This is a genomic window from Shewanella sp. HL-SH5 (assembly GCF_051163755.1).
Taxonomy (GTDB): domain Bacteria; phylum Pseudomonadota; class Gammaproteobacteria; order Enterobacterales; family Shewanellaceae; genus Shewanella; species Shewanella glacialimarina.
On the sequence record NZ_CP195038.1, the window covers coordinates 1,071,877 to 1,096,722 of the forward strand.

22 protein-coding genes and 2 tRNA genes are annotated in these 24,846 nt (G+C 40.6%); 13 read left to right on the plus strand and 11 right to left on the minus strand.

The window, feature by feature from the left end; translation table 11 throughout:
- The first annotated feature begins 92 nt into the window (after positions 1–92).
- The 6 genes from ACRWQM_RS04635 to nagP all read left to right on the plus strand — a co-directional run bounded on the left by ACRWQM_RS04635 (position 93) and on the right by nagP (position 8,959).
- Positions 93–2,780, plus strand: coding sequence for a family 20 glycosylhydrolase (locus ACRWQM_RS04635; RefSeq protein WP_434931403.1), 2,688 nt, complete (start codon positions 93–95; stop codon positions 2,778–2,780).
- Between the two features lie 267 nt (positions 2,781–3,047).
- Complete coding sequence (gene nagK, locus ACRWQM_RS04640) at positions 3,048–3,953, plus strand: N-acetylglucosamine kinase (RefSeq protein ID WP_434931404.1); 906 nt, start codon at positions 3,048–3,050, stop codon at positions 3,951–3,953.
- 100 nt (positions 3,954–4,053) lie between these two features.
- Positions 4,054–5,055, plus strand: a complete 1,002-nt coding sequence (gene nagB-II / locus ACRWQM_RS04645) for a glucosamine-6-phosphate deaminase NagB-II (RefSeq protein ID WP_226414053.1) — start codon at positions 4,054–4,056, stop codon at positions 5,053–5,055.
- Between the two features lie 35 nt (positions 5,056–5,090).
- The gene (gene nagA / locus ACRWQM_RS04650) at positions 5,091–6,281 is read left to right on the plus strand and encodes an N-acetylglucosamine-6-phosphate deacetylase (protein WP_434931405.1); all 1,191 of its coding nucleotides are present in this window, start codon (positions 5,091–5,093) and stop codon (positions 6,279–6,281) included.
- Between the two features lie 54 nt (positions 6,282–6,335).
- A complete protein-coding gene (gene nagX, locus ACRWQM_RS04655; protein WP_434931406.1) occupies positions 6,336–7,496 on the plus strand; it encodes a transmembrane glucosamine N-acetyltransferase NagX in 1,161 nt (386 codons plus the stop codon).
- A 158-nt stretch (positions 7,497–7,654) separates the two neighbouring features.
- Complete coding sequence (gene nagP / locus ACRWQM_RS04660) at positions 7,655–8,959, plus strand: N-acetylglucosamine MFS transporter NagP (RefSeq protein WP_434931407.1); 1,305 nt, start codon at positions 7,655–7,657, stop codon at positions 8,957–8,959.
- A 294-nt stretch (positions 8,960–9,253) separates the two neighbouring features.
- Here nagP and ACRWQM_RS04665 read toward each other — a convergent pair.
- Both ACRWQM_RS04665 and ACRWQM_RS04670 read right to left on the minus strand, forming a co-directional pair.
- Positions 9,254–9,329, minus strand: a tRNA-Thr gene (locus tag ACRWQM_RS04665).
- 7 nt (positions 9,330–9,336) lie between these two features.
- Positions 9,337–9,412, minus strand: a tRNA-Phe gene (locus ACRWQM_RS04670).
- 384 nt (positions 9,413–9,796) lie between these two features.
- Here ACRWQM_RS04670 and ACRWQM_RS04675 point away from each other — a divergent pair.
- Together ACRWQM_RS04675 and ACRWQM_RS04680 are read left to right on the plus strand one after the other, a co-directional pair.
- Positions 9,797–10,348: a cytochrome b gene (locus tag ACRWQM_RS04675; RefSeq protein WP_434931408.1), complete on the plus strand. Its 552-nt coding sequence runs from the start codon at positions 9,797–9,799 to the stop codon at positions 10,346–10,348.
- 33 nt (positions 10,349–10,381) lie between these two features.
- Positions 10,382–10,969, plus strand: a complete 588-nt coding sequence (locus tag ACRWQM_RS04680; protein WP_434926831.1) for a YceI family protein — start codon at positions 10,382–10,384, stop codon at positions 10,967–10,969.
- A gap of 297 nt (positions 10,970–11,266) precedes the next feature.
- Here the strand turns inward: ACRWQM_RS04680 and ACRWQM_RS04685 are convergent, their stop codons facing one another.
- On the minus strand, positions 11,267–11,542 hold the full coding sequence (locus ACRWQM_RS04685) for an oxidative damage protection protein (protein ID WP_226414073.1): 276 nt from the start codon (positions 11,540–11,542) through the stop codon (positions 11,267–11,269).
- Positions 11,543–11,544: 2 nt separating this feature from the next.
- Positions 11,545–12,663: an A/G-specific adenine glycosylase gene (mutY, locus tag ACRWQM_RS04690; protein WP_434931409.1), complete on the minus strand. Its 1,119-nt coding sequence runs from the start codon at positions 12,661–12,663 to the stop codon at positions 11,545–11,547.
- Positions 12,664–12,822: 159 nt separating this feature from the next.
- Here mutY and trmB point away from each other — a divergent pair, with 159 nt between their 5' ends.
- The 5 genes from trmB (at position 12,823) to ACRWQM_RS04715 (ending at position 17,304) form a co-directional block, all read left to right on the plus strand.
- Positions 12,823–13,539: a tRNA (guanosine(46)-N7)-methyltransferase TrmB gene (trmB, locus tag ACRWQM_RS04695; protein ID WP_434931410.1), complete on the plus strand. Its 717-nt coding sequence runs from the start codon at positions 12,823–12,825 to the stop codon at positions 13,537–13,539.
- A 26-nt stretch (positions 13,540–13,565) separates the two neighbouring features.
- Positions 13,566–13,892, plus strand: a complete 327-nt coding sequence (locus ACRWQM_RS04700) for a 50S ribosome-binding protein YggL (RefSeq protein WP_226414077.1) — start codon at positions 13,566–13,568, stop codon at positions 13,890–13,892.
- A complete protein-coding gene (gene glsB, locus ACRWQM_RS04705; protein WP_434926828.1) occupies positions 13,893–14,807 on the plus strand; it encodes a glutaminase B in 915 nt (304 codons plus the stop codon).
- Between the two features lie 235 nt (positions 14,808–15,042).
- Complete coding sequence (locus ACRWQM_RS04710) at positions 15,043–15,894, plus strand: YggN family protein (protein ID WP_434931411.1); 852 nt, start codon at positions 15,043–15,045, stop codon at positions 15,892–15,894.
- Positions 15,895–16,362: 468 nt separating this feature from the next.
- Entirely contained in the window at positions 16,363–17,304 is a 942-nt protein-coding gene (locus tag ACRWQM_RS04715; RefSeq protein ID WP_226414080.1) for a LysR family transcriptional regulator, read from the plus strand.
- 444 nt (positions 17,305–17,748) lie between these two features.
- Here ACRWQM_RS04715 and ACRWQM_RS04720 read toward each other — a convergent pair whose 3' ends face one another.
- The 7 genes from ACRWQM_RS04720 to ACRWQM_RS04750 all read right to left on the minus strand — a co-directional run bounded on the left by ACRWQM_RS04720 (position 17,749) and on the right by ACRWQM_RS04750 (position 24,840).
- The gene (locus tag ACRWQM_RS04720) at positions 17,749–19,602 is read right to left on the minus strand and encodes a DUF885 domain-containing protein (RefSeq protein ID WP_434931412.1); all 1,854 of its coding nucleotides are present in this window, start codon (positions 19,600–19,602) and stop codon (positions 17,749–17,751) included.
- Between the two features lie 212 nt (positions 19,603–19,814).
- Positions 19,815–20,951: a radical SAM family heme chaperone HemW gene (gene hemW, locus ACRWQM_RS04725; RefSeq protein ID WP_434931413.1), complete on the minus strand. Its 1,137-nt coding sequence runs from the start codon at positions 20,949–20,951 to the stop codon at positions 19,815–19,817.
- 80 nt (positions 20,952–21,031) lie between these two features.
- Positions 21,032–21,649 carry an RdgB/HAM1 family non-canonical purine NTP pyrophosphatase gene (gene rdgB / locus ACRWQM_RS04730; protein WP_434926825.1) on the minus strand — a complete coding sequence of 206 codons (618 nt, stop codon included), beginning with the start codon at positions 21,647–21,649 and terminating at the stop codon, positions 21,032–21,034.
- A 139-nt stretch (positions 21,650–21,788) separates the two neighbouring features.
- The gene (locus ACRWQM_RS04735; protein ID WP_434926824.1) at positions 21,789–22,229 is read right to left on the minus strand and encodes a DUF4426 domain-containing protein; all 441 of its coding nucleotides are present in this window, start codon (positions 22,227–22,229) and stop codon (positions 21,789–21,791) included.
- Between the two features lie 198 nt (positions 22,230–22,427).
- Positions 22,428–22,976, minus strand: a complete 549-nt coding sequence (locus ACRWQM_RS04740) for a YggT family protein (RefSeq protein ID WP_434931414.1) — start codon at positions 22,974–22,976, stop codon at positions 22,428–22,430.
- 132 nt (positions 22,977–23,108) lie between these two features.
- The gene (proC, locus tag ACRWQM_RS04745) at positions 23,109–23,927 is read right to left on the minus strand and encodes a pyrroline-5-carboxylate reductase (protein ID WP_434931415.1); all 819 of its coding nucleotides are present in this window, start codon (positions 23,925–23,927) and stop codon (positions 23,109–23,111) included.
- Positions 23,928–24,147: 220 nt separating this feature from the next.
- On the minus strand, positions 24,148–24,840 hold the full coding sequence (locus ACRWQM_RS04750; protein ID WP_434931416.1) for a YggS family pyridoxal phosphate-dependent enzyme: 693 nt from the start codon (positions 24,838–24,840) through the stop codon (positions 24,148–24,150).
- Between the last annotated feature and the right edge of the window lie 6 nt (positions 24,841–24,846).

Genomic DNA, 24,846 nt, shown 5'->3' on the forward strand with positions numbered 1-24,846 from the left:
GCAGTAGCCTAACCTCAGTATTTATTGGTTATGATATCAATCGGCCACACTAAATAAGCCCTAATAAAAACAAAATTTATAACGAGGACGCTATGAAAACGACTTGGGCGCTCAGTGCCATAATGATGTCATTAAGTTTGACTGCATGCTCTCCATCACAATCGACTGTATCTACTTCAGCAACAGCCACCTGGCAGCAAGGTCATCTTGCTGAATTTGCAGATGAACTGATGGTTAAATATCGTTTAGTCTCCAATTTACCAGAAGAAGCATGCCCTGCAGATGCTAAAGCTGATGAGCGTTGTTTTATTGCTGAGATTGATTTCACTAGCTCAAAAGATATGCTAAACGGCGATTGGGAAATCTATTTTAGCCAAATGCGTCCAGTTCAAACGGTACTTAACGACGAGTTTACTATTGAGCGTGTTAAAGGCGATCTTCACCGTTTAACGCCAACCGACCAATTTACTGGTTTTAAAGCAGGACACGTAAAAACAGTACGTTTTCGTGGCGAGTTATGGCAATTATCAGAAACTGACGCTATGCCTAATTACTATATCGTTGCTAAAGACGCTAAAGGTATTGAGCTAGCACCACAGATCATTAGTAGTACGCGTGTTGAAATTGATGCTGACACGGGCATGGAAGTTAGGCCATACGTCGAAGCATTTGTTGATGCTAAAAGACAATATCAGCGTAGCGATAAAGATAAATTGGTTTGGGCAAAACCCGCTGTGTTATTTGAACAGAATAAAGCCGTATCTGTTGCACCGGCATTAATCGCGAATTCTTTATTACCCACACCTCAAACACAAGTCCTGCTAGATAATGTCAAAGCGGTATCTTTATCTCAAGGGATCACCTTAGACACTCAAAGTGCCACTGATGCAAAGTTGAATGTTGATGACATTCAAGCGGCTTTAGCCCGCCTAGAACGCATTGGCGTACCACAATCAGAAAATGGCGTAAAAGTCTCATTTGCAACGTTATCGCCAGTTGATAACCTAAACGCGGGCTCATATCAGCTAACGGTTGCTGATTCGGGCATTGTGATTAAGGCCAGCGAATCGAGTGGATTTAGCTATGGTATTGCGTCAATAACCTCGCTGGTTAATTTAAACGATCTAACCATAAATGCGATGAAAATTGATGATAGCCCACGTTATCAATATCGTGGTATGCATGTGGATGTGTCGCGTAATTTCCATAGTAAACAATTCCTGTTAGATCTGCTTGATCAAATGGCCGCCTATAAACTTAACAAACTTCATTTGCATATGGGTGATGACGAAGGTTGGCGTTTAGAGATTGATGGCTTACCTGAATTGACGGATATTGGCAGCAAACGATGCCATGATGTAACCGAATCAAGCTGTATTTTACCTCAATTAGGCAGTGGACCTTTTGTTGACACCAAAGTGAATGGTTACTATACAAAAGCTGATTATATTGACATTCTTCAGTATGCGAATGCGCGCCAAATTCAGGTGATTCCGTCAATGGATATGCCTGGCCATTCACGCGCCGCGATTAAATCAATGGATGCTCGATACCGTAACCTTATGGCCAAGGGCGATGAGCAAGCGGCAAAAGAGTTCGTACTCACAGACCCTAATGATACCACCCAGTATTCGTCGGTACAGTATTATGACGACAACACGCTGAACGTGTGTATGGAATCGACTTATCATTTTGTCGATAAAGTGATTACCGAAATAGCGGCCCTGCACACCCAAGCGGGACAGCCTTTAACAACTTACCATATTGGCGCAGATGAGACCGCGGGCGCCTGGTTAGAATCACCTATTTGTCATGATTTTATTGCCAATAACCAATACGGCGTGACAGATATCAAGCTAGTGGGTCCTTACTTTATTGAGCGCGTAGCGAATATGTTAGCTGAAAAAGGTATTCAGCCAGCAGGTTGGAGCGATGGTATGAGCCATACTAATCCAGCGAATATGCCGTCTAACTCGCAAAGTAATGTCTGGGATGTGATATCTCATAAGGGCTATCAGCGTGCTCATCAGCAAGTTAACAATGGTTGGACAACGATTCTTTCAAATCCAGAAGTGCTTTATTTTGATTTCCCTTATGAAGCGGATCCAAAAGAGCATGGTTATTACTGGGCATCTAGAGGCTTGAATAGCAAACACATATTCAGTTTCATGCCAGGTAATTTACCTGCAAATGCTGAACAGTGGTTAGATATTGAAGGTAACCCATTTGAGGCTGATGATCGTCCTCAAGTAGATGAAAATGGAAAGCAAACCAGTGGCCCTATTGTTGCCGGAAAAGCCTTTGATGGTATTCAGGGGCAAATATGGAGCGAAACATTACGTAGCGATCAAACTGTTGAATACATGATTTACCCAAGATTGTTAATGCTGGCAGAAAGAGCGTGGTACAAACCTGGATGGGAAGTTCCGTATCAACATGATGGCGCGTTATATAACCAATCTACTCAGCACTTTAGTGAACAAATGAGACAGCAGCAGGCGACTGAATGGCAAAAAATGGCTAATCATTTGGGCCACAAAGAATTAGCTAAACTTGATAAAGCAGGTATTGAATATCGAGTGCCTACAGTAGGTGCAATTATTGATGACAAAGGCGTATTAACGGCAAATATTGCTTTCCCTGGTCTACAAATTGAATATAAAGAGCAAGGTAAAGCGTGGCAGTCTTATCTTAGCCCTGTAGCGGTTAAAGGCCCGGTTGAAGTTCGTGCGATTACACCTGACGGTAAGCGAAAAGGGCGCACTCTAGTTGTGAATTAGTTGTTGTCTTGTTTACTTAAAAAGTCGCTAGCAATGACATTGTTGGCGACTTTTTTATTTTAGAAAGCCAAGTTTATACCTCTCTATTATCCATCTATCATATTGTTTTTAAATGGTTAAGTTTTAAATTCTATTTGGTGTGATATTTTTACGCAAAAAACAAATGACAACGCTGTCATTTTAAGTGTAACATAGCCTTAACTTATTCATTGGCTCGAATACAATCAAAAAAATAGTAGCCATAAACTGAATACCGAGAGGGAAGTCATGGGTGAAAATCAGCTTAGCAATTCGCAGCTTTACATTGGCATCGATGGCGGTGGCAGTAAATGTCGCGCAACCATTTATACTGAAGATTATAAGCTATTAGGCACTGGTGTCTCAGGCCGGGCTAATCCATTACATGGCTTAGAGCAAACTTTTCAATCAATAACAGAATCAACCCAGCTTGCTTTAGCCAATGCAGGTTTATCCGCTGAAGCCTGTAGCCAACTAGTTGCGGGTCTAGGTCTTGCTGGCGTCAATGTGGGTCATTTCTACGATCAAATTTCAAATTGGCAACATCCATTTAAATGCATGTATTTAACAACCGATCTGCATACTGCTTGTATTGGCGCACACAATGGTGCCGATGGCGCCGTGATTATTACCGGTACAGGCTCATGCGGATATGCCCATGTCGGCCATCAGAGCATCAGCTTAGGTGGACATGGTTTTGCCCTTGGTGATAAAGGCAGTGGCGCATGGCTGGGCTTAAAAGCAGCCGAACATGTATTACTCGCCCTTGATGGATTTGCAACCAACACTCAGCTTACACAAAAGTTACTGACTCACTTCAATGTTTCAGAGGCTATCGGTCTGGTTGAAAATCTTGCGGGTAAGTCATCAAGTGTCTACGCCCAATTAGCCCGGTTAGTGATAGAAAGTGCCCATGACGGTGATGACGTTGCTACGGCTATCGTTAAAGAGGGAGCCAGTTATATCAGTGAGCTTGCCCGAAGACTTTTCACGATTAATCCTAGCAGATTCTCAATGATTGGCGGATTAGCTGAACCTTTACTGCCTTGGTTAGATGACGATGTAGCGGACAAGGTTTCCCCTGCGCTTTCTCCGCCTGAATTTGGCGCGTGTTTATTTGCTCAAAAACAATTTAAAACCCAGTCGGTAGCTTAATAACAATAGCTTGATTTAACTGTTTGAAGACACGTAATTAAATCAAGTTTTTTAAATAAGTTACTGGTTATGACATAACAATTTTGTATAAAGGTTTATTATGACAACTAATACCATCATGGAACAAGAAGCTCGCACAGCCCCTCAAAAAATAGCTGAGCAATTAAAAGCGAATGAAAGCATTACGACATTACTGGGTGAAAAGTTACGAGAATTTAAACCAAAGTTTGTCATGATAGTTGGCCGAGGCTCATCTGATCATGCAGGTGTGTTTGCTAAATATTTATTTGAAATTGAAGCTGGCATTCCAACATTTGCAGCAGCGCCATCTGTGGCAAGCGTTTATGGTAAAACGTTACAACTTGAAGGCGGTTTAGTGATTGTTATTTCACAATCTGGCCGTAGCCCTGATATTCTTGCCCAAGCAAGAATGGCTAAAAATGCTGGCGCATACTGTGTCGCGTTAGTGAATGATGAAACTGCGCCAATTAAAGATATCGTTGATGTGGTTGTGCCATTGCGCGCAGGTGAAGAGAAAGCCGTTGCGGCCACTAAAAGTTATTTAGCGACCCTTTCTGCCATTTTACAAGTTGCCGCTAAATGGACTCAAAGTGAGTCCTTAGCACAAGCGGTAGACTCTTTACCACAGGCGTTACAGACCGCTGTTGATGCTGAACCACAATTAACCGCAGAGTCATTAGATGGCGTTAAAAACCTTGTCGTACTCGGCCGTGGTTTAGGTTATGCAGTGTCAAAAGAAATAGCATTAAAAATGAAAGAAGTGTGTTCAATACATGCCGAAGCTTTCAGTAGTGCTGAATTTTTACATGGCCCAGTAACCTTAGTTGAAAAGAAACTGGCAATTGTAGATGTGTGTATTAATGATGAATCTTACGCAAGCCATGTAGAGCAAATTGATAACGTTAAGCAACGTGGTGCTGATTTAGTGCATTTGAATCAAACGGCAGCGGATATTCACCCACGTGTTGCACCTTTAGCGTTATTACAGCGTTTTTACATTGATGTAGCCGCGGTTGCTATTGCTCGCGGTATTAATCCAGACCAACCTGCTGGCTTAAAGAAAGTGACACAAACACTGTAATATCTTTAATAAAACTAAAATAAAACGAGAGCATTATGAAACAAATCCTGATTGTTGAGCGATTATTCGATGGAGAAGATTTTCATCAAAATATGGCGGTCACTATCGAAGCAGGCTGTATTATCGCAGTTCAATCTGCTGAAGCTATAGACATTGATATTGATCCTAATACCATCTCTAAGCTAGCGGGTACGCTAACGCCAGGGTTTGTTGATGTTCAAGTTAATGGCGGTGGCGGGGCATTATTTAATGCCCAGCCCAATGTTGAATGCATTGAAACAATTGGCCGCGCCCATGCCAGGTTTGGGACCACAGGTTTTCTACCGACTTTAATCACTGATGATGTTGAAGTGATGGCAAAAGCGGCTGATGCCGTTGCGCTTGCTATTAAGCAAAATAAAGCGGGTGTATTAGGTGTTCACTTTGAAGGGCCGCATTTGAGCATCCCTAAAAAAGGCGTTCATCCCCAGCAGTATATCCGCAATATCAGTGATGCAGAACTGGCTATATTTAGCCGCCAAGATCTGGGTATTAAAGTGGTTACCTTAGCGCCTGAAAACGTTTCAACTCAAGTGATTAAAAGTCTAGTTAAAGCAGGCGTCAGAGTATGTCTTGGTCATTCAAATGCAGATTATGACACGGTTGTTGCAGCACTAAATGCTGGCGCTACTGGCTTTACTCATTTATTCAATGCCATGTCAGCTTTAGGTTCACGTGAACCGGGTATGGTTGGCGCAGCACTTGAAAGCCAGGATGCCTGGTGTGGTCTTATTGTAGATGGGCATCATGTACACAGTGCTGCAGCCAGAATCGCAATTAATGCTAAACCACGCGGCAAAATGATGTTAGTCACTGATGCTATGCCACCAGTTGGCATGAGCGAAGATGCAAGTTTTGAATTATTTGGCATAAAAGTAGTACGTCAAGGCGATCGACTTAATGCCACTACAGGCGAGCTGGCGGGTTGTGTGTTAGATATGGTTGGTGCCGTCAATAACAGTGTCAGCATGCTGGGCTTATCCCATGGTGAAGCATTGCGCATGGCATCATTATATCCGGCCCAGTTCCTTGGTTTCGAATGCGGCCCAGGCTCAACAAGTAACTTAGGTTCATCAAATAGCTTAGGCTTTATTAAACCTGGGTATCGAGCTGATTTGGTATTACTTAATCAAAAAAATCAGGTCAGTCGAACTTACATTGGTGGCAAAATTGTTTTTGCCCAGTAATCGATTTATTCGTTCAGTTTCAGCTTCTCGATAATAATAATAATAGAGGCCTGTATGTCTGTTAAGCCCGCTACTAGAATAAATAGTGAACAAACTAAGCCAGATAAACCAAGACTAAAGTCCCTTGATGCTTTACGTGGCTTTGATATGTTTTGGATTATTGGTGGCGAAGGCTTATTTGCCGCCATGTTTGCATTAACCGGTTGGGCGGGTTGGCAGCTAGCTGCGGGTCAAATGCAACATAGTCAATGGCATGGCTTCACCCTATATGATTTAATCTTCCCGCTATTTATTTTCTTATCAGGTGTGGCACTAGGCTTATCGCCCAAGCGATTAGATAAGCTTCCTTATCATTTACGAATGCCTTTATATCGACATGCGGTCAAGCGTTTAGCGTTGTTGATTTCTCTTGGGGTACTTTACAACCATGGTTGGGGAGCGGGTATCCCTTCAGAACCTGAACAAATTCGGTTTTCTAGTGTATTGGCGCGTATTGGATTCGCCTGGTTTTTAGCGGCATTTTTAGTTTGGCATACCTCATTACGAACTCAAATTTTTACCGCTGTAGGTATACTCATTTTCTACTCATTATTATTATGTTTTATGCCTTTTCCCGGTGGTCAAGCAGGTGTTTTCACTATGGATGGCAGCATCAATGCTTATATCGATGGCTTGCTTCGCCCAGGTATTGCTTATCAGCATAGGGCACTCGATCCTGAAGGTGTGTTATCAACCTTGCCCGCTGTCGTCAATGCCTTAGTCGGTGTGTTTGTTGGGCAATTTATTGTTAGACCGCATGATAAAGGCGATTGGGCAAAAGTTGGGATTATGGCGCTCTCTGGGTTGGTATTGTTAGCTTTAGGCTGGTTGCTAAACCCGCTAATTCCGGTCAATAAAGACTTATGGACCCCTAGCTTTGTATTGGTTACCTCTGGCTGGAGTTTACTCTTTTTAGCGTTATTTTACGCCATTATCGATGTGCTGAAATGGCAGAGGTGGTCGTTTGTATTTGTCGTGATAGGGACCAATGCAATTATTATTTACCTTGGTTCAAGTTTAATTGATTGGCATTACATTACTCGCAGTGTGTTTGGCGGCGTTATTCAAGCATTTCCTTCAGCAAGCCAGCCGCTTGTTGGTGTGGTGGGTTTTATCACAGTGCAGTGGTTAATTTTATGGTGGATGTATCGTCGTAATATATTTATTCGAATTTAAATTAAAGGCAGGTCGAGCTGCTACTAGTTATAAATGACAGCGTTGTCTTGGTGGTTAAAGTGTTCTATTATCGAACAAGATAGTCTATATGTGACTCAATCCATATCTAGATTATTCAAACTACAAAGGCCCTATAAATAAAAATAATGAGCAGGTTTATGGAAATGACAACAACAGAACAACAATCTAAAAGCAGTTTTGTCCCTATGGCAATTGTCGCGGTGCTGTTTTTTATTCTTGGCTTTGCCACATGGTTGAATGGCTCTTTGATGCCATACCTTAAGCAAATTTTGCAACTCACTCCCTTTCAAGCCTCGCTGATATTATTCTCATTTTACATTGCGGTAACCTTCACCGCATTACCTTCTGCCTGGGTGATCCGTAAAGTGGGTTACAAAAATGGCATGGCATTAGGTATGGGGATCATGATGCTAGCCGGATTATTGTTTATTCCTGCCGCACAAACGCAAATTTTTGTATTATTTTTACTTGCGCAGCTAGTTATGGGAACGGGGCAAACGTTACTGCAAACCGCGGTAAATCCTTATGTAGTTCGCCTAGGCCCCGAAGAATCAGCGGCTGCTCGCGTCAGTGTGATGGGTATTTTGAATAAAGGCGCGGGCGTGATTGCGCCTATGGTATTCACAGCGTTAATCTTAGACAGTTTTAAGGATCGTGTTGGTACTGAACTAAGTCAAATTCAAATTGATGAAATGGCTAATAGCTTGATTTATCCTTACTTAGGTATGGCAATATTTATTGGTATTTTGGCTATAGCCGTTAAAAAATCACCACTGCCTGAGCTTGAAAAAGATGAGCAAGAACAAGGTTCTGAAAAAGGTCAAATCAAACAAGCTTTGGCCCATCCTAACTTAGCTTTAGGTGTGGTCGCTTTATTCGTCTATGTTGCCGTTGAAGTGATTGCTGGTGACACTATTGGTACCTTTGCATTAACTCTGGGTGTTGAAAACTATGGTGTAATGACTTCATATACTATGCTGTGTATGGTGTTCGGTTACACTTTAGGTATCATTTGTATCCCACGGTTTATTTCACAGCCTAACGCATTAATGGTCAGTGCTATTTTGGGATTAGTGTTAACCGCTGGCATCGTATTTGGTGACAGTCAGTCCTATGCTATTGCCAATGTATTATTAGTCCCATTTGGTGGTGCTCAGCTTCCCGATACTTTACTGATGATTGCCTTTTTAGGTTTGGCTAATGCTATTGTTTGGCCTGCGGTATGGCCATTAGCATTGTCAGGTATGGGTAAGTTAACGAGTACGGGTTCTGCCTTATTAATTATGGGTATTGCCGGTGGCGCTTTTGGACCACTATTTTGGGGATTAACCAGTTCTGCAACCTCATTAGGTATGCAGGGCGGTTATATGGTGATGTTCCCATGTTACTTATTCATCCTATTCTATGCAGTTAAAGGCTATAAAATGAAAAGTTGGAGATAGCTTTTTATTATCAAGTCCTGCTAACAATAAAGAAGAGCGCATGAGCGTTCTTTTTTTATTTCATCAAATAATGAGTAACGAACCGATTAATAAGATTCAGGGCTGCAGTTTGAGTATCAGCTGATGGTTCGATGTGTTTTGCTATATTATTGATACTTTCTATTCTTAATGCTTTAGATGAAGGGGGATACAGTGATAGGCGGGCTGAGACTATGCTTGAGATAAAAGGATTAATTAAATCGCTAATATTCAGATGCAAAAAAGCCACTCATTGAGTGGCTTTTTTGTTTTTTATGGTGCCGGCACCAAGAGTCGAACTCGGGACCTACTGATTACAAGTCAGTTGCTCTACCAACTGAGCTATGCCGGCTAAATTGTGGTGCCCGAACCCGGAATCGAACCAGGGACACGAGGATTTTCAATCCTCTGCTCTACCGACTGAGCTATTCGGGCAACTAAACTAAGTGTCTAGTTATCTACTTCACACTTAACAATCTTACTAAGTAAGGCATGTCTCGTCTGGAGTGCGCACATAATATAGTGATGGTTTTTATCGTGCAAGTGGTTTTTAAAAGTTTTTACTCGTTCGGTTAGTTTGTGCGCAAGATGGTGTTTTTTTAAATACTATTGCAGATTTTTAAAGCAAACATGAGCTGAAATGATTATTTAGATAGAGTTATTAGCTGGTATTTAGCGAGTAAATATCCATTTTTTACAATAGTTCTATTTATTAGAATGATTTTAACAATTTTTAGAGGTTTTATTTCAATAAATAGTAAGTAGACTGTTTAGATTAGTTTTAGTCGCAGTTACTGAGTAAAAAACAAGGATCTGTTTATGTTAAACAATACTCCAACTCGATATGGGTTGCTTAATATCTTAGTTCATTGGCTATCCGCCATTGCTGTCATAGGATTATTTGGCCTAGGTTTTTGGATGGTAGAGTTAACCTATTACAGTAGTTGGTATAAAACCGCACCAGATATTCATAAAAGTGTCGGGATTATATTATTATTTTTAACCCTTATTAGAGTTTTTTGGCGAGCAACAACCGTAAAACCTAATCCCATTTCAACCCATAAAACCTGGGAGAAAAGCAGCGCTCATTTGGCACATAAATTACTTTATGTCCTGATGATAGCCATTATGGTATCAGGAATATTAATTTCGACCGCTGATGGACGTGGAATATGGGTATTTAACTGGTTTGAGTTACCCGGTGTCGGTGAGCTATTTACCGACCAGGCTGACTTAGCCGGACTGTTCCATCAATATGCTGCATATAGCTTAATTACTCTGGTGATAGTCCATGCAGTCGGTGCGTTAAAACATCACTTTATTGATAAAGATTCAACATTAACCCGTATGTTATGGGTTAAGCATAAATAATCACCAAATCATTTATACAAAGGAAGGATTAACATGAAAAAACATCTAATAGCAGCATTAATGAGCACGGCAATGCTAACGCCTATGTTTGCCACAAGTACTGCCAACGCAGCTGATTACGTTATTGATACCCAAGGTGCCCATGCTTTTATTCAATTTAAAGTAAGCCACTTAGGTTATAGCTTTGTGATGGGGCGCTTTAATGATTTTTCTGGTGATTTTAGCTTCGACAGTAAAGATGTCAGCAAAGGTAATATTAAAGTAAACATCAATACCACTAGCGTTGACTCAAATCATGCTGAGCGTGATAAGCATTTACGTAGCGCTGATTTTTTAAATACCGATAAATTCCCGCAGGCTAGTTTTAAATCAACGTCGGTAGAAGATAAAGGCGAGGGTAAGTTTGTTGTTAATGGCGATTTTACCTTTAACGGCGTGACTAAGCCTATAGCGATTGATGCGGTGATGATTGGCGAAGGTGACGACCCATGGGGCGGATACCGTGCAGGTTTTACCGGAACAACCAGCTTTAAAATGAAAGATTACGGTATAAAAATGGATCTTGGCCCTGCATCTGCCAATGTCGAGCTTGAATTAGTTGTTGAAGGGATCAAGAAGTAATAAAGTCATAATTAAGATATAACGGCTAATCTGTAATAGTTTGGCTGCTTTAGTATCAGAAACGGCCTGTAATCTAGATTACAGGCCGTTTTTATTTGAGCAATTAAACTACTGCAGATATCAAGTGATGATAAATATCAGTCATTATATTTAACGCTAGGGAATGGGTAGTGAGCTCTTTGTTGATACAGGCACGTTTAAGGTTACATAGATGAAGGAGGTTTCTAGCCGGAATAGCATCAATAAAAAAGGATAAGTAAATAACTTATCCTTTAATCAAAAGCAGAAGGAATTGAATTAATCTTCGGCTGGTGGCACATAGCCTTCGATTTCAACGTCTTTGCCTTCAAATAAGAAGTTAACCATTTGCTCTTCAAGAAACTTACGGTCCTCAACATTCATCATGCTAAGTTTTTTCTCATTGATCAACATGGTTTGTTTTTTCTGCCACAAACCCCACGCTTCTTTGCCAATATTATCAAAGATACGTTTACCCAGATCGCCTGGATAAAGTTGAAAATCTAAGCCATCAGCTGACTTGTTTAAATGAACGCAATTTACCGTGCGAGCCATGTTTACTCCTTAACGTGAACGGGGGAAGCGACAGAATCAGACTGTTGATTTAACACCGCACCAAGATTGCCAAGAATCTTTTCTGTTGCGGCGGCTAATCCGACTTTGGCTGGATGCTTGATGTTATACCAGAGTGGTGGACTTTGTTCCATCACCCCAGTAAATTCCTGTGGGACTCTAACGTCATTTTGAGTAGACACTTCAACCATAATAGGCTGAATATCTAAATGAAAATGACTAAATGTATGCCGAAAACCGACTAAGTCAATGGCAGATTTTTGCAGCGACTGTAACGCTAAATACTGCTCTATTGATGCTTGGTCATCAAATTGTGGAAAACACCACAATCCGCCCCAAATGCCAGTAGGTGGACGTTGTACTAATTGTACTTGGCCTTGATGAAGCATGACTAACATCCAGGCTTGTTTAGTCGGAATTGTCTTTTTAGGCTTTTTACCCGGATATAGGCTTTGTTTGCCACTAAGTTGAGCAATACAATCAATGGCTACTGGACAAGATGCGCATTGAGGTTTGCTTCTGCTACAAATGCTAGCGCCTAAATCCATCATAGCTTGATTGTACTTTTGCACATCATCACTTGGAGTTAACTGTTCCGTTAAATGCCACAGGGCTTGTTCAACGGCCTTTTGTCCGGGCCATCCTTCAACAGCACCATGTCGAGCCAATACGCGTTTAACATTACCGTCTAAAATAGGGTGGTGCTGGCCAAGTGACAATGACAAAATGGCTCCAGCGGTTGAACGGCCAATGCCCGATAATGCTAGCACTTGTTCAAATTCAATGGGAAATTCACCCTTAAACACATCGCGAACATGGATAGCGGCTTTATGCAGGTTACGGGCTCTGGCGTAATAGCCAAGGCCAGTCCAAAGATGAAGCACTTCATCCTGTGGCGCATTTGCTAAATCGACAACGGTAGGAAACCTTGCCATAAATTTTTCGTAATAGGGGATCACTGTTGCAACTTGGGTTTGTTGTAACATTATCTCTGAAACCCATACTCTATATGGGGTTTTATTGATCTGCCACGGTAATTTTTTACGACCGTGAACATCATACCAAGCGATAATACGCTCAGCGAAAGTGGCTGCTATTTTCATGCGGGCAGTGTAGCGATACGCCTATAATCAAACAAGGTTTATATAAACAATTGTTAGTAGATTAGGTATACTGTGCCGCTGAAATAAAAAATTTAAGATTAACTATTATGATCCGGGCCGTTTCGGTGGAAATTGCACCATTGTAATAAAGAGGCAAAAATGAGCGACGTTACTACAGCTGAATTTAATGAAGAAGGTAAGTACCTTCGTAAAATCAGAAGCTTTGTATTACGTGAAGGCCGTTTAACTAAAGGTCAGTCACAAGCTATTGAATCACATTGGCCAGCAATGGGGCTTGATTACAGTCCTGAAGCATTAAATCTCAGCCAAGTATTTGGCCGTGAAGCTGATACCGTATTAGAAATCGGTTTCGGTATGGGTGGCTCTTTAGTGCAAATGGCTAAAGCTGCACCTGAGCTTAACTACATAGGCATTGAAGTACATAAACCAGGTGTTGGCGCATGTTTAGGCGATGCAGGTGAAGCGCAAGTGACTAACTTACGCGTTTATCATCACGATGCTATGGAAGTGCTAGAGCACAGTATTGCAGATGGTTCATTATCACGTGTGCAGTTATTCTTCCCGGATCCTTGGCACAAAAAACGTCATAATAAACGTCGTATAGTGCAGCCTGAATTTGCGCAGCTAATTCGCCGTAAACTTAAAATTGGTGGCGTATTTCATATGGCGACCGACTGGGAAAATTACAGCGAGTATATGCTTGAAGTAATGCAAGTTGCTGAAGGTTTTAAAAACCAATCTGCCACTGGCACAGTGGTTGAAAGACCAGATTATCGTCCATTAACAAAATTTGAAGCACGGGGTCATCGCTTAGGCCATGGTGTTTGGGATATTATGTTCGAACGTATTAGTTAATAACGTCTAAATTAGGAGACAGTATCATGGCAACAAATCGTAGCCGTCGTTTACGTAAGAAATTACGAGTTGATGAGTTCCAAGAGTTTGGTTTTGACATCCAATGGACGTTTGAAGAGTCTGTGTCAGAGCAAGATATTGATAGCTTAATCGATCAATTTATTCATGAAGTGATCGAGCCTCGCCAATTAGGCTTCCATGGCGGCGGACATAAAGAATGGCAAGGTATTATTGCGACTCAACACATTGGTAAATGTACCGATGAAGACATTGCAGTGATTACTGATTTTTGGAAAAGCAAACCAGTAAAAGATGTAGAAGCTACAACTTTATATGATATTTGGTGGGGTTAATTGCTAAACCAAGCATTATTACAAGAGGCGGTCGACAGTGTTCGGCCGCTTTTAGGTAAAGGCAAAGTAGCCAATTACATACCGGCATTAGCCAATATTGATAGTACTAAACTTGCAATTGCAGTAACCACAGTTGATGGTCAAACAATTGGAGCTGGAGACTATCTTGAACCCTTCTCTATCCAATCTATTTCAAAAGTATTTAGTCTCACCCTCGCGCTCAATCTTTATCGTGAAGATGAAATATGGAGCCGAGTAGGCAAAGAACCGTCAGGGCATTCTTTTAACTCACTAGTTCAAGTTGAATTAGAGCGGGGTAAACCGCGTAATCCATTTATTAATGCTGGCGCGTTAGTCATTGCTGATTTGTTACAAACCAGAAGCAGTGCACCAAAACATCAAATGTTAGAAGTGGTGCGTAAGCTGAGTATGAATCCAACTATAAGTTACGACAAAGTAGTGGCTGATTCTGAATTTGCTTTTAGTGCGCGTAATGCAGCGATTGCTTACTTAATGAAATCGTTTGGTAATTTTAACGGCGTAGTTGAAAATGTACTTAAAAACTACTTTCATTACTGTGCCTTAAAAATGAATTGTGCTGACTTATCTAAGTCGATGCTTTACCTGGCTAATCGCGGTAAAACCTTGTCAGGTGAACAATGGATAACGCCTATACAAACAAGGCAACTCAATGCCCTGTTAGCAACCTCGGGTTTATATGATGGTGCGGGAGAATTTGCCTATCGAGTAGGTATGCCGGGTAAAAGTGGAGTCGGTGGCGGTATTATTGCCGTGATCCCTGGTGATATGTCTGTTTGTGTTTGGTCTCCAGAATTAGACGGTAATGGCAATTCATTGGCCGGAACCGCAATGTTAGAACATCTTTGTCAAAAATTAGGTCGCTCGATCTTTTAAACATATTTTAATCTAGATAAAAATGATTAATTTAACTAAGTTTTAGTTTTTTTGGCTAATGCAATTAAGTTATTCGGTTAGTGTTATCTTTAATTTTATTTTAAGTAACTGAAATAAAGCGGCTTATTACTTTTGGCACACAACATGCTATGTCATTAGTAACTTATCAATAATTGTTGATTGACTGCTTCTTCTTAGTCAATTGTGATTCCCGTATAGCAAAAGGATTTATTAAATGACTCAACATAATCAAGTCACTAAAAGCACGCTTAATAGTCAGAAATTACTAACGGGCCTTGTATTTTCTGGACTGATTTTTACTGCCGGCGCGTTCACCCCTGCAATGGCTAAAATGTCTTTGAACGATCAAAGCTGTAATGTCACCTTGCACTACGACGTAACTGTTGAGCCTAAATCCGTTAAGGTCAGTGAAAAGGGATTAGAAAAATACCGTGTTGAAGTTGGTCAGTTATTCGTGGAAGGAAAACCGGTAAAATTAACGGCTGCTCAGCAAAAAACATTAACTCAATACTCTGATGAAGTCTCTCGTCAGGTGCCTGAGGTGATAGATCTAGTTGGTGAAGTTGTTACCTTGGCAACCCAGGCAGTTACAATGGCGCTGACTCCGTTGCTTGGTGACGCAGCCGGTAGCCAAATCGATAAATTGATGGATGGTATTGAGCAACGTGTAGATACTATGGCTTATCAGCAGGGTGATATGTTTTTCATTGGTTCAACAGAATCGTCTTTAGAAGAAACCTTTAATGATGAGTTTGAGCAAGAAATGGAAAACATTGTTTCAAACTCAATTGGAAGTTTGATGATGAGCATGGGAAGCCAGATCATGTCTTCAGAAGGTGGATCATTCGAACAGAAAATGAATGCTTTTGCGACTAAAATGGAAAATGTAGGTAAAGATATTGAATTACAAATGGAATCACAATCTGAGGCTTTAGAAGGCCGAGCTGACAAAGTCTGCGGCGATTTTGAAAAGTTGATGGTACTAGAAAATCAACTTAGAAAAGATATTCCACAATTGGCACCTTACAAACTAGCCAGTTTAGAGGCGCAGCCTTTATCTGAATAATCTTTTCTACTTCCCTTACCCGATAAATTTTACGCGACTCAAGCGCGTTAACTTGAGGAAGACTTTGTAAATCATTGGTTTCAATGTCTTATGTATGTCACCTGACTTTCCCCCTGCTAGTGCTTATTTGGCAGGGGGCTTTTTATATCCGTTATGTACCTTCCTGCAGCACCTCTTCAAGTAAACTAGCAAGTTTGTTCTGATAAAAAAATTCTCAATTATAAATATAGAGCAATGATATAGTTTTTTGTTATACTCATAAAAATTATAAGAAAAATGCACTCTATTTAAATTTTTGCTAGTTTTTCGGATAATTGGCGTAACTTTACAACCTATTGGATTTATTTAATGTTTAATAATGCTATTTAAGCCAACGGCTTCCATTGATATGACATTCATGGAAGATAAAGTGAGTAAAGAAATTGCCGAAAATCGTTTTCAATGTCGTAACAGCTTAAGGCGACTTTCATGTTAGAACTGTTAGAACCAATTGCCATTTTTACCCATGTTGCTCGTGCAGGTAGTTTTAGTGCTGCTGCAAGACGCCTTGGAATATCCAAATCTAAAGTAAGTACGCAGGTAGCTGATTTAGAACATAAATTAGGCGTGCAGCTTATTCAGCGAACAACTCGTAGTTTAAGTTTAACTGAAGCGGGTAATTTACTTTATTTACAAGGTGAAGAGCTGCTGCGCGATGCTGAACAAGCGGTTTCCAGTGTGCATAATTTGAATGATGCAACACGTGGCGTACTTAAAGTGGGAATTTCACAATCATTTGGTACCATGCATCTTATCCCTGCACTACCAGCGTTTATGGCTAAACATCCTGATCTAGAGTTGCAGGTAAGTTTGTTGGACCATAAGGTTGATGTTGTTAGTGAAGGCTTAGATTTGTTGCTAACGATGTCTGAGCAACTTCCTTTAGGCATGGTGGCTCGTCCATTAATGAAGTGCCAGTTCTTATTAGCAGCATCGCCTGAGTATGTGGCTAAGCACGGTAACATATCGCGCCCTGAACAGCTTGTTGAACACAATTGCTTAGTTTACCAAGGTGAATGGCATGAACACAGCATGTGGCAGTTCAAGCGAGGTGACGATTATTGTGAGATTGGTGTATCAGGTAATTTCCGCGTTGATAATGCACCGGCTTTAAAATCAGCAGCCGTTAGCGGGTTAGGTATAGCCTATCTTGCCAGTTATCTGATGGAAGATGAAATCGAGAAAGGCACATTAGTTCCTTTACTGACAGATTGGCAATTGACCAACAATTTACCTTTGCAAGCCGTGTACCCAAGACGTAAGCACTTAGCTCCTAAAGTTAGTGCCTTTATTGACTTCATTAAAGGCCATATTGGTACATCGCCATATTGGGACGTTAAATTCGAACATTTGTATAAATTACGTAAGTAATTTTGGAAACATTGTTCTTAAAATAGAATAAAGCCATGAAGCCCAGCATGGCTTTTTTATTTGTGTTTTTTATCAAAAGCTTAAGCTGATTATTATGCAGTAAAAGCTAAATTAGTAAATCAATGGTTTAACCGTTGCTTACCATGGGGGTGTTGCAGTCTGTTCTTATTTGAATACAATAGATGTCAGTTGATTCGAAATGATTTGAATAAATACGATTTTGAGAAATGACCCCTTTTCATTAGCGTGTACAAATCAGCCACTTCGCAGATTTTGAGTCACGGCTAGCAGCAGTTTATAATTAAAACAATGTTAGCTTTGAAACCATCATCCTAGTTTTATTGGTTTACCCCAGACTTTGTCTGGGGTTATTTTTTGTGTAAAAAAAAGCAACAACCCATGGTCGCTGCTTTATTTTCAAAAACTCATCTTATCGTAACGTCGTTACTTAATCGATTTAACCCAGCGGTTCACTTTAGTTTCCAGTACATCTAATGGTAACGGTCCATATTGTAAAACGAGTGTGTGGAAGTCGCGAATGTCGAACTTGTCGCCTAATTGTTTCTTGGCGTGTTCACGTAGCTCAAGGATTTTAATCATCCCCACTTTATAAGCTGTGGCCTGTGAAGGCATAACTACATGACGTTCAACCATTTTTATGGCATCAGACTCTGCATTGGGCGTGTTTTCAACGTAATAAGCAATACCTTGTTCACGGGTCCACTTTTTAGTGTGGATACCTGTATCTACCACTAAGCGACAGGCACGCCATAATTCCATGGCTAAGCGGCCAAAGTCTGAATAAGGATCAGCATATAAGCCCATTTCTTTTGGGAAGTATTCAGTATATAAACCCCAACCTTCGCTATAAGCAGTGTAACGACCATACTTACGGAATTGTGGAATACCTTCTAACTCTTGTGCGATGGCAATTTGCATATGATGACCAGGAATACCTTCATGGTAAGCCAGTGCCTCCATTTGGTATTTAGGCATAGCGCTCATGTCATAAAGATTAGCGTAGTAAATACCAGGTCGTGAACCATCTGGTGCTGGTTGATCATAAAAGGCTTTTCCGGCCGACTTTTCACGGAATGCTTCAACCGGGCGTACACTCAAACTTGCTTTAGGTTTGATTTTGAATACTTCATCTATTCGAGACTCCATATTATCAATCATCGCTTTAGCATCAGTAATGTAGGCATCACGACCCGCTTGAGTGTCTGGGTAGTAGAATTGCTTGTCATCCCGCATAAAGGCGAAAAATGCTTGCAGATTACCTTCAAAGCCGACTTTTTTCATAATAATACGCATTTCATCTTGAATGCGCGCGACTTCACTTAACCCTAAATCATGGATTTGATCCGAAGTCATATCGGTAGTCGTTGTACGAGCTAAGGCATTATTAAAGTAGGTCTCACCATCAGGGAACTTCCAGGCACCATCTCGGTTATCTGCCTTTTTCTCTAATTTAACCAGGTAACTTAGCAGGCTTTCATAACCTGGTTTTACACTGTCTATTAAAGCTGACTTTGCATCAGCAAGTAATGATTCTTTTTCTGATTCAGTAATAGATAATTTTGCGACTTTACGATTAAAATCTGCCCATAACGCGCTGTCTTCTCCCGTTGAATCAAAAGGTGCACCGGTAATAATATTCTGGCTGTCTGATATTACGTAAGGAAACACGAATTTAGGGGCAATAATGTTTTTATCAGCACGTATGGTTAATTCAACTTCAAGTTGAGCCAGCAGAGGCTTTACGCCTTCTAAACGGCTGATATAAGCCTTAGCATCGCTTAGATCAGTAATTTGATGTTGGTTAATTAAAAATGAGGCAATCATTGAATGCATACCATACATCTGGTTAACCGGGTAGGTATGGTAACGCCATTTATCATCAGCAATAGCTTGCTCTAAGCTTGCTTTAAATAGCTCAAAACTTAAGGTTGTTTGTTGATCAAGCTTGCTGACATCTAATGTCAGTAATTGAGCTAATTGTGCTTTAGCGAGTGCAAGATTTTTATCTGCACCGGCATCTGAAATATCACCCCATTTATCATAATCTTGCTTTATGCCTAAATAGGTTTGATTGATAGGATTAGCCATAATGCTTTGCATGAATAACTCATCAAACAATGCATTAGCTCTTTGAGATTCAGTCTGTGGTGAACTGACTTTTGTAACACTTTCTTGAGCACTATCAGCAGGCATTGAATGTGAGTGAGCGTAAATATTACCGCTTAAAAGGCTAGAAAGAGTCAACGCAAGTAACGTTGTTTTAGTTTTTATCAGCATTGCGGGCATTCCAATCTTATTTTTAAAAACGCTATCCTAATAAAGCTGGAGGTAAAAGTGTAAATTGAAGTGTTAGTAAGTGTTTCGATATTGTGAAAATAACCTGAAAGACACTCAAATTAGTTACAGTCTGGTGCGACTAGTTAGCACCAGACTGATATGTTATGTAAAGCTTATTTGTTGCCTTGCTTTGATTAACCCTTTTATTACAGTTAAATAAACTGTGATAGAAGATCGTTGACAAACATATGACCTTTTGAAGTCAGCTGCCAATGGGTGTCGGTTTCAGTTAACAAGCCTCGATGAATTGATTTAGCCATACCTTCTTTTACAACTGTCGCGCTTTGACCTGTTCGCGCTTCAAATTCTGCTTTAGGAATGGGCGTCATCAAACGTAAGCGATTCATTAAATACTCTAAAGCTCTATCTTCGGTTATGACCTCTGTGGTTTCTGAGGTGTAATCACTCGCCGCCAAGTAGCCCTTAGGGTGTTTAACTTTGACTGTGCGAATAATGCTGTCCGTATCTGGCAGAGTAATTTTTCCGTGGGCGCCACAACCAATACCTAAGTAGTCACCAAATTTCCAATAGTTAAGATTATGTCTGCATTGAAAGCCTGGTTTGGCGTAGGCTGATATTTCGTATTGCTCATAACCTAGTGCAGCTAATATTTTTTGTCCTTGCTCATAGATATGCCACAATTTTTCATCATCGGGTAATTGTGGTGGTTTAGAGTGAAACAAAGTATTGGGCTCAATGGTAAGTTGATACCAAGATAAGTGCGGTGGCATTAAAGCGCCAGCGGTATCAATATCATGCATGGCTTCATCAAAGCTTTGATTGGGCAGACCGTGCATTAAGTCCAAGTTGAAACTTAAGTAATTGGCTTGCTTGGCTTTCTCTGCTGCTGTTTTTGCTTCATCTTGATCGTGTATACGCCCCAATAGATTAAGCTTTTCTTTAGAGAAGCTTTGCACTCCAATAGATAAACGCGTCACGCCTGCGGCGCGGTATGCGGCAAAATCGTCATGTTCAAGCGTGCCTGGGTTGGCTTCCATGGTAATTTCAATGTTTGTTTCGAATGGGATCATGGCTTCAACCCCTTCGAGTAAACGTTGTATTTGGCTAGCGTCAAATAATGAAGGCGTGCCGCCACCAATAAAGATAGTGTGAATAGGTCTTTGTTGAACATAACTCAGGTCATTTTTAAGATCTGCCAATAACGCGTCGACATATTGTTGCTGTGGTAACTCGCCATTTTGTCCATGGGAGTTAAAGTCGCAATAAGGGCATTTTTGCACACACCACGGAATATGGATGTACAAACTAAGTGGTGGTAATGACAACATCGATGGTTAGCCTATTTAAATGGGTATAATGACACTTTTCGCTTAACGGTAGCTTTTAAAAATGAATATTCAACTTACTATTAGCCCTGAATAATTCCTTTGGCCTTCATGGCTGCGACTAACATGGCTAATGCCTTACCACGATGACTATGGGCATTCTTTTCATCACTGGTTAGTTCAGCGGCGGTTTTATCAAATCCGTGTGGAATAAAAATAGGGTCGTAGCCGTGGCCTTGCTCACCTTGGGGGACTAAATTAATAGTGCCTTCCCACGCAGCTTGGCAAATAATTGGCGTCGGGTCTTTGGCATGACGCATATACACTAATACGCATTGAAAGCGAGCTGCACGATTTTGATGTGACTTCATTTCTGTAAGTAACTTTTGATAGTTGCTGACTTCTGTCGCGCCTTGGCCTGAATAACGTGCCGAATAGATACCTGGTTGGCCGTCTAATGCGTCAACTTCGATACCTGAATCATCTGCTATAGCGGGTTTACCCGTAATTTCAGCAGCATGACGAGCCTTAATAATGGCATTTTCAACAAATGTAGTACCAGTTTCGGCGACTTCTGAGACATTAAATTGGCTTTGGGCAAGCACTTGAATATTGAATTGGGCCAACATTTGATCAAACTCGTTAAGTTTGCCTTTATTGCCGCTGGCTAACACAATTTGTTGTGAAATGGGTGCTTGCATGAAACTGCCTTATTTTGTCATCTGAAAAGATCGGCATTATACCCCAAGCTAGCAGTAAAAGAAGGCGGTAAATCAGCTCGCTAAGTTAACCAGTGCAAGTTTAGCTAACCCAATACGGGCTTATTAGTCTGTATTCTAATCAATCAACATAAAACTTTTGCTTAAATTTTAGCGAGGTATTTAATTTTTTAGCGTGTTTAATGGCAATCGAAAAGTTAATTTCCTGGTCGTCACGATAGGGGACCTGGGCAATATAATAAATAGCATCGCCTTCACGAATTTCTTTAAAATTAAGCTCCATTTTTGCATCAAGTAAATTATTAGCAATGCCCGATATTTCAACCGCAACCGCTGGATTACCCTCTTGGCTTGTATCTAATACCGCAATATTGATAATGCCGTTATAGCGGCTGCGCTCAATACCATAGGTTTTAGCTATAGTGGGGGTAATAAAGGTGCTGTTAAGTGCCATATAATGAATGTCAAAATTACCGACTTGTTGTTTCTGCTCTGCTTGTGCTGGCGCAATTAATAGCATTAGGCTCATGATGAGTGCAAACGGGAGTATTTTGTTAAACATTTTAATATCCTTTTTAAAAGCAGCGCAAAACTGCTGTATGTCAGAACTGTAAGTATAGCGCTATATCATGTGTCGCGGTTAATTCTGGCATTAGGTGTCGCAATAAGCGTAACGCCATTTTTACATCAATCTAGTGCCAGTTTTCAGTATGAAAAAGGCAGTCTAAAAAGACTGCCTTTCAATATGATACGTTTTAAGCTAAATCATCGCCCAAAATGGAATGTATTGGGAAAATAAAATATTGATAAAATTCATCGCAATAAATAATACTAATACTGATAAATCTAAACCGCCGATTGCCGGGATCACTTTACGAATTGGCGCTAAAATTGGGTCGGTAAGTTGAGACATTATCATGACAATAGGGTTGTAGCCCTGATTAAACCAGCTTAATACCGCACGAATAAGCAGCATCCAAAATAGCAGTACCCCAGCGTTTTTCAGCACCGAAACTACTGAAAAAAGTAATAAGGTAGCAATATCAATTCCAGCGCCTGCAATGAATGTCAGCACTAACATTTTGAGTATTACTACGATTAAAGCTAATAGTAACGATGCTGTGTCAATGCTACCTATAGAGGGGATAACTCTGCGCATTGGCGCGACAATCGGTTGGGTCGCTTTTACTACAAATTGGCTAAATGGGTTGTAAAAATCGGCTTTAACTAGCTGTAGCCAAAAACGTAAAATAACAACCATTAAATATAAATCAAACAAGGTGCTAACTAAAAAACTAATCGCATTCATGATGTTGCCTTACCATTTTAGTGTTCAGGGTATAGTCATTGGCCTGATTTATTAACCAATGATGTCAAAATAACTTGAGTGATTTTAGCACTCAAAACCGCGAAAACACGTAATTTAAGTCAATTTATATACTTAAAATGTTTTTGCCATTTCTTCTGCTTTAGCAACACAATTACTCATTGCGCTATCGACTAATTCTCGTAAACCACCTTTTTCAAAGGTTTCAACGGCTTGGGCTGTTGTGCCACCCTTTGAGGTGACATTATTACGCAATGTTGCTAAAGATAAATCTTGATTCTGAATCACCATTTGCGCCGCACCCAGTGCCGCTTGCTCTGCTAATGCCCGTGCTTTGGCTTCATCCATACCCATTCTTTTGCCTGTTTCTATCATTGACTCAATAAACAAGAAAAAATAAGCTGGTGAGCTGCCAGCAAGCGCGATAACTTGATTAAGTTCGCTTTCTTTTTCGACCCAAATGACTTTGCCACCGCTTTCCATCAAGGTTTGGCATATGGCTTTATGTGCTTCAGTAATACTTTCATCAGCAAAAATGCCTGTCATGCCATAACCTAATTGTGTTGGCGTATTTGGCATAGTGCGAATAAGTTTAATGGGTTGGTTAAAGTATTCTGGGTATCTCGATGCTGGAATGCCTGCAGCAATAGTGATGACTAACTTATTGGATAAATCGAGAGTTTGCATAGACTCACAAACTTGTTGCATCAATTGGGGCTTGACGCTGAGTACAATCACATCAGCATCTTTTGCAGCCTGAATATTATCGTTAGATACCAGAATACCAAAGTCACTATTAAGTGCATCAAGCTTAGGTTGACTGGGATTAGTCGCGTGAACTAACTCACTTGGATAACCATTTTTTACCAGTCCGCTAATAATGCTACGGGTCATATTTCCTGCACCAATAAAACATACTTTTGCTTGTGTCATTATATTGTCCAACTTTTAATTCGATTACGTATCATGTTTGTTTATATGAGGGCAAAAAAGCCATTTTCAATGTTAGCCACTGTGCAGCGGTATCCATAAGCTATCACTTTTAGAACAACTTGAAGGTGAAACTACCCATATTTCTATCGTTATTGAGCTTGTTAATGTTGCATGCACTAACATTTAGAAGGCGTTAATACAGCGTGTTGCGAGCGCTAGCTTACGCTCTGTCTCCAAATATCGCACTGCCTATTCTTACCATGGTAGAACCATTAGCAATGGCCATATCTAAATCGCCACTCATTCCCATTGAAAGGGTATCAATACCTTCAAATTGTTGCTGTAAGTGCTGATATATTTGCTTAAGTTGACTGAACTCAGCTTGCTGGACGTTGACATCATCTGTCGCGGTCGGAATGGCCATGACTCCCCTTAGCGATAAATTTGGCATTTGACTGATTTGCTTGGCTAATTCAATAACAGCTTGCGCATCAATACCTGATTTGGTGTCTTCTTGGCTAATATTGACTTGAATGCACACCTGAAGCGGTGCTTTTTGCGCAGGGCGTTGATCGTTCAGCCGTTTGGCCGTTTTCTCACGGCTTAAGGTATGCATCCAATCAAAGTGTTCTGCAACAATTTTAGTTTTGTTCGATTGTAATGGTCCAATAAAGTGCCATTCAATATCTGGATATGCCTGTTGCATTGCGATAATTTTTTGCTCACCTTCCTGGACATAATTTTCGCCAAAAAGTCGCTGTCCAGCCTGATAAGCTTCTATAATGTCGCTAATAGGTTTAGTTTTACTCACCGCAAGCAGCTTTATCTCGCTGGGCGAGCGTGAACATTTTTGCGCCGCTTGATTCATTCTACTCTGGGCGATTGATAATCTGTCTGCTATTGTTGTATTCATATTGTT

What these genes read in the sequence shown, in the direction of transcription:
- ACRWQM_RS04635 (WP_434931403.1), top strand. Translation starts at nt 93, where the DNA reads ATGAAAACGACTTGGGCGCTCAGTGCCATAATGATGTCATTAAGTTTG.
- nagK (WP_434931404.1), top strand. Translation starts at nt 3,048, where the DNA reads ATGGGTGAAAATCAGCTTAGCAATTCGCAGCTTTACATTGGCATCGAT.
- nagB-II (WP_226414053.1), top strand. Translation starts at nt 4,054, where the DNA reads ATGACAACTAATACCATCATGGAACAAGAAGCTCGCACAGCCCCTCAA.
- nagA (WP_434931405.1), top strand. Translation starts at nt 5,091, where the DNA reads ATGAAACAAATCCTGATTGTTGAGCGATTATTCGATGGAGAAGATTTT.
- nagX (WP_434931406.1), top strand. Translation starts at nt 6,336, where the DNA reads ATGTCTGTTAAGCCCGCTACTAGAATAAATAGTGAACAAACTAAGCCA.
- nagP (WP_434931407.1), top strand. Translation starts at nt 7,655, where the DNA reads ATGGAAATGACAACAACAGAACAACAATCTAAAAGCAGTTTTGTCCCT.
- ACRWQM_RS04675 (WP_434931408.1), top strand. Translation starts at nt 9,797, where the DNA reads ATGTTAAACAATACTCCAACTCGATATGGGTTGCTTAATATCTTAGTT.
- ACRWQM_RS04680 (WP_434926831.1), top strand. Translation starts at nt 10,382, where the DNA reads ATGAAAAAACATCTAATAGCAGCATTAATGAGCACGGCAATGCTAACG.
- ACRWQM_RS04685 (WP_226414073.1), bottom strand. Translation starts at nt 11,542, where the DNA reads ATGGCTCGCACGGTAAATTGCGTTCATTTAAACAAGTCAGCTGATGGC.
- mutY (WP_434931409.1), bottom strand. Translation starts at nt 12,663, where the DNA reads ATGAAAATAGCAGCCACTTTCGCTGAGCGTATTATCGCTTGGTATGAT.
- trmB (WP_434931410.1), top strand. Translation starts at nt 12,823, where the DNA reads ATGAGCGACGTTACTACAGCTGAATTTAATGAAGAAGGTAAGTACCTT.
- ACRWQM_RS04700 (WP_226414077.1), top strand. Translation starts at nt 13,566, where the DNA reads ATGGCAACAAATCGTAGCCGTCGTTTACGTAAGAAATTACGAGTTGAT.
- ACRWQM_RS04710 (WP_434931411.1), top strand. Translation starts at nt 15,043, where the DNA reads ATGACTCAACATAATCAAGTCACTAAAAGCACGCTTAATAGTCAGAAA.
- ACRWQM_RS04715 (WP_226414080.1), top strand. Translation starts at nt 16,363, where the DNA reads ATGTTAGAACTGTTAGAACCAATTGCCATTTTTACCCATGTTGCTCGT.
- ACRWQM_RS04720 (WP_434931412.1), bottom strand. Translation starts at nt 19,602, where the DNA reads ATGCTGATAAAAACTAAAACAACGTTACTTGCGTTGACTCTTTCTAGC.
- hemW (WP_434931413.1), bottom strand. Translation starts at nt 20,951, where the DNA reads ATGTTGTCATTACCACCACTTAGTTTGTACATCCATATTCCGTGGTGT.
- rdgB (WP_434926825.1), bottom strand. Translation starts at nt 21,649, where the DNA reads ATGCAAGCACCCATTTCACAACAAATTGTGTTAGCCAGCGGCAATAAA.
- ACRWQM_RS04735 (WP_434926824.1), bottom strand. Translation starts at nt 22,229, where the DNA reads ATGTTTAACAAAATACTCCCGTTTGCACTCATCATGAGCCTAATGCTA.
- ACRWQM_RS04740 (WP_434931414.1), bottom strand. Translation starts at nt 22,976, where the DNA reads ATGAATGCGATTAGTTTTTTAGTTAGCACCTTGTTTGATTTATATTTA.
- proC (WP_434931415.1), bottom strand. Translation starts at nt 23,927, where the DNA reads ATGACACAAGCAAAAGTATGTTTTATTGGTGCAGGAAATATGACCCGT.
- ACRWQM_RS04750 (WP_434931416.1), bottom strand. Translation starts at nt 24,840, where the DNA reads ATGAATACAACAATAGCAGACAGATTATCAATCGCCCAGAGTAGAATG.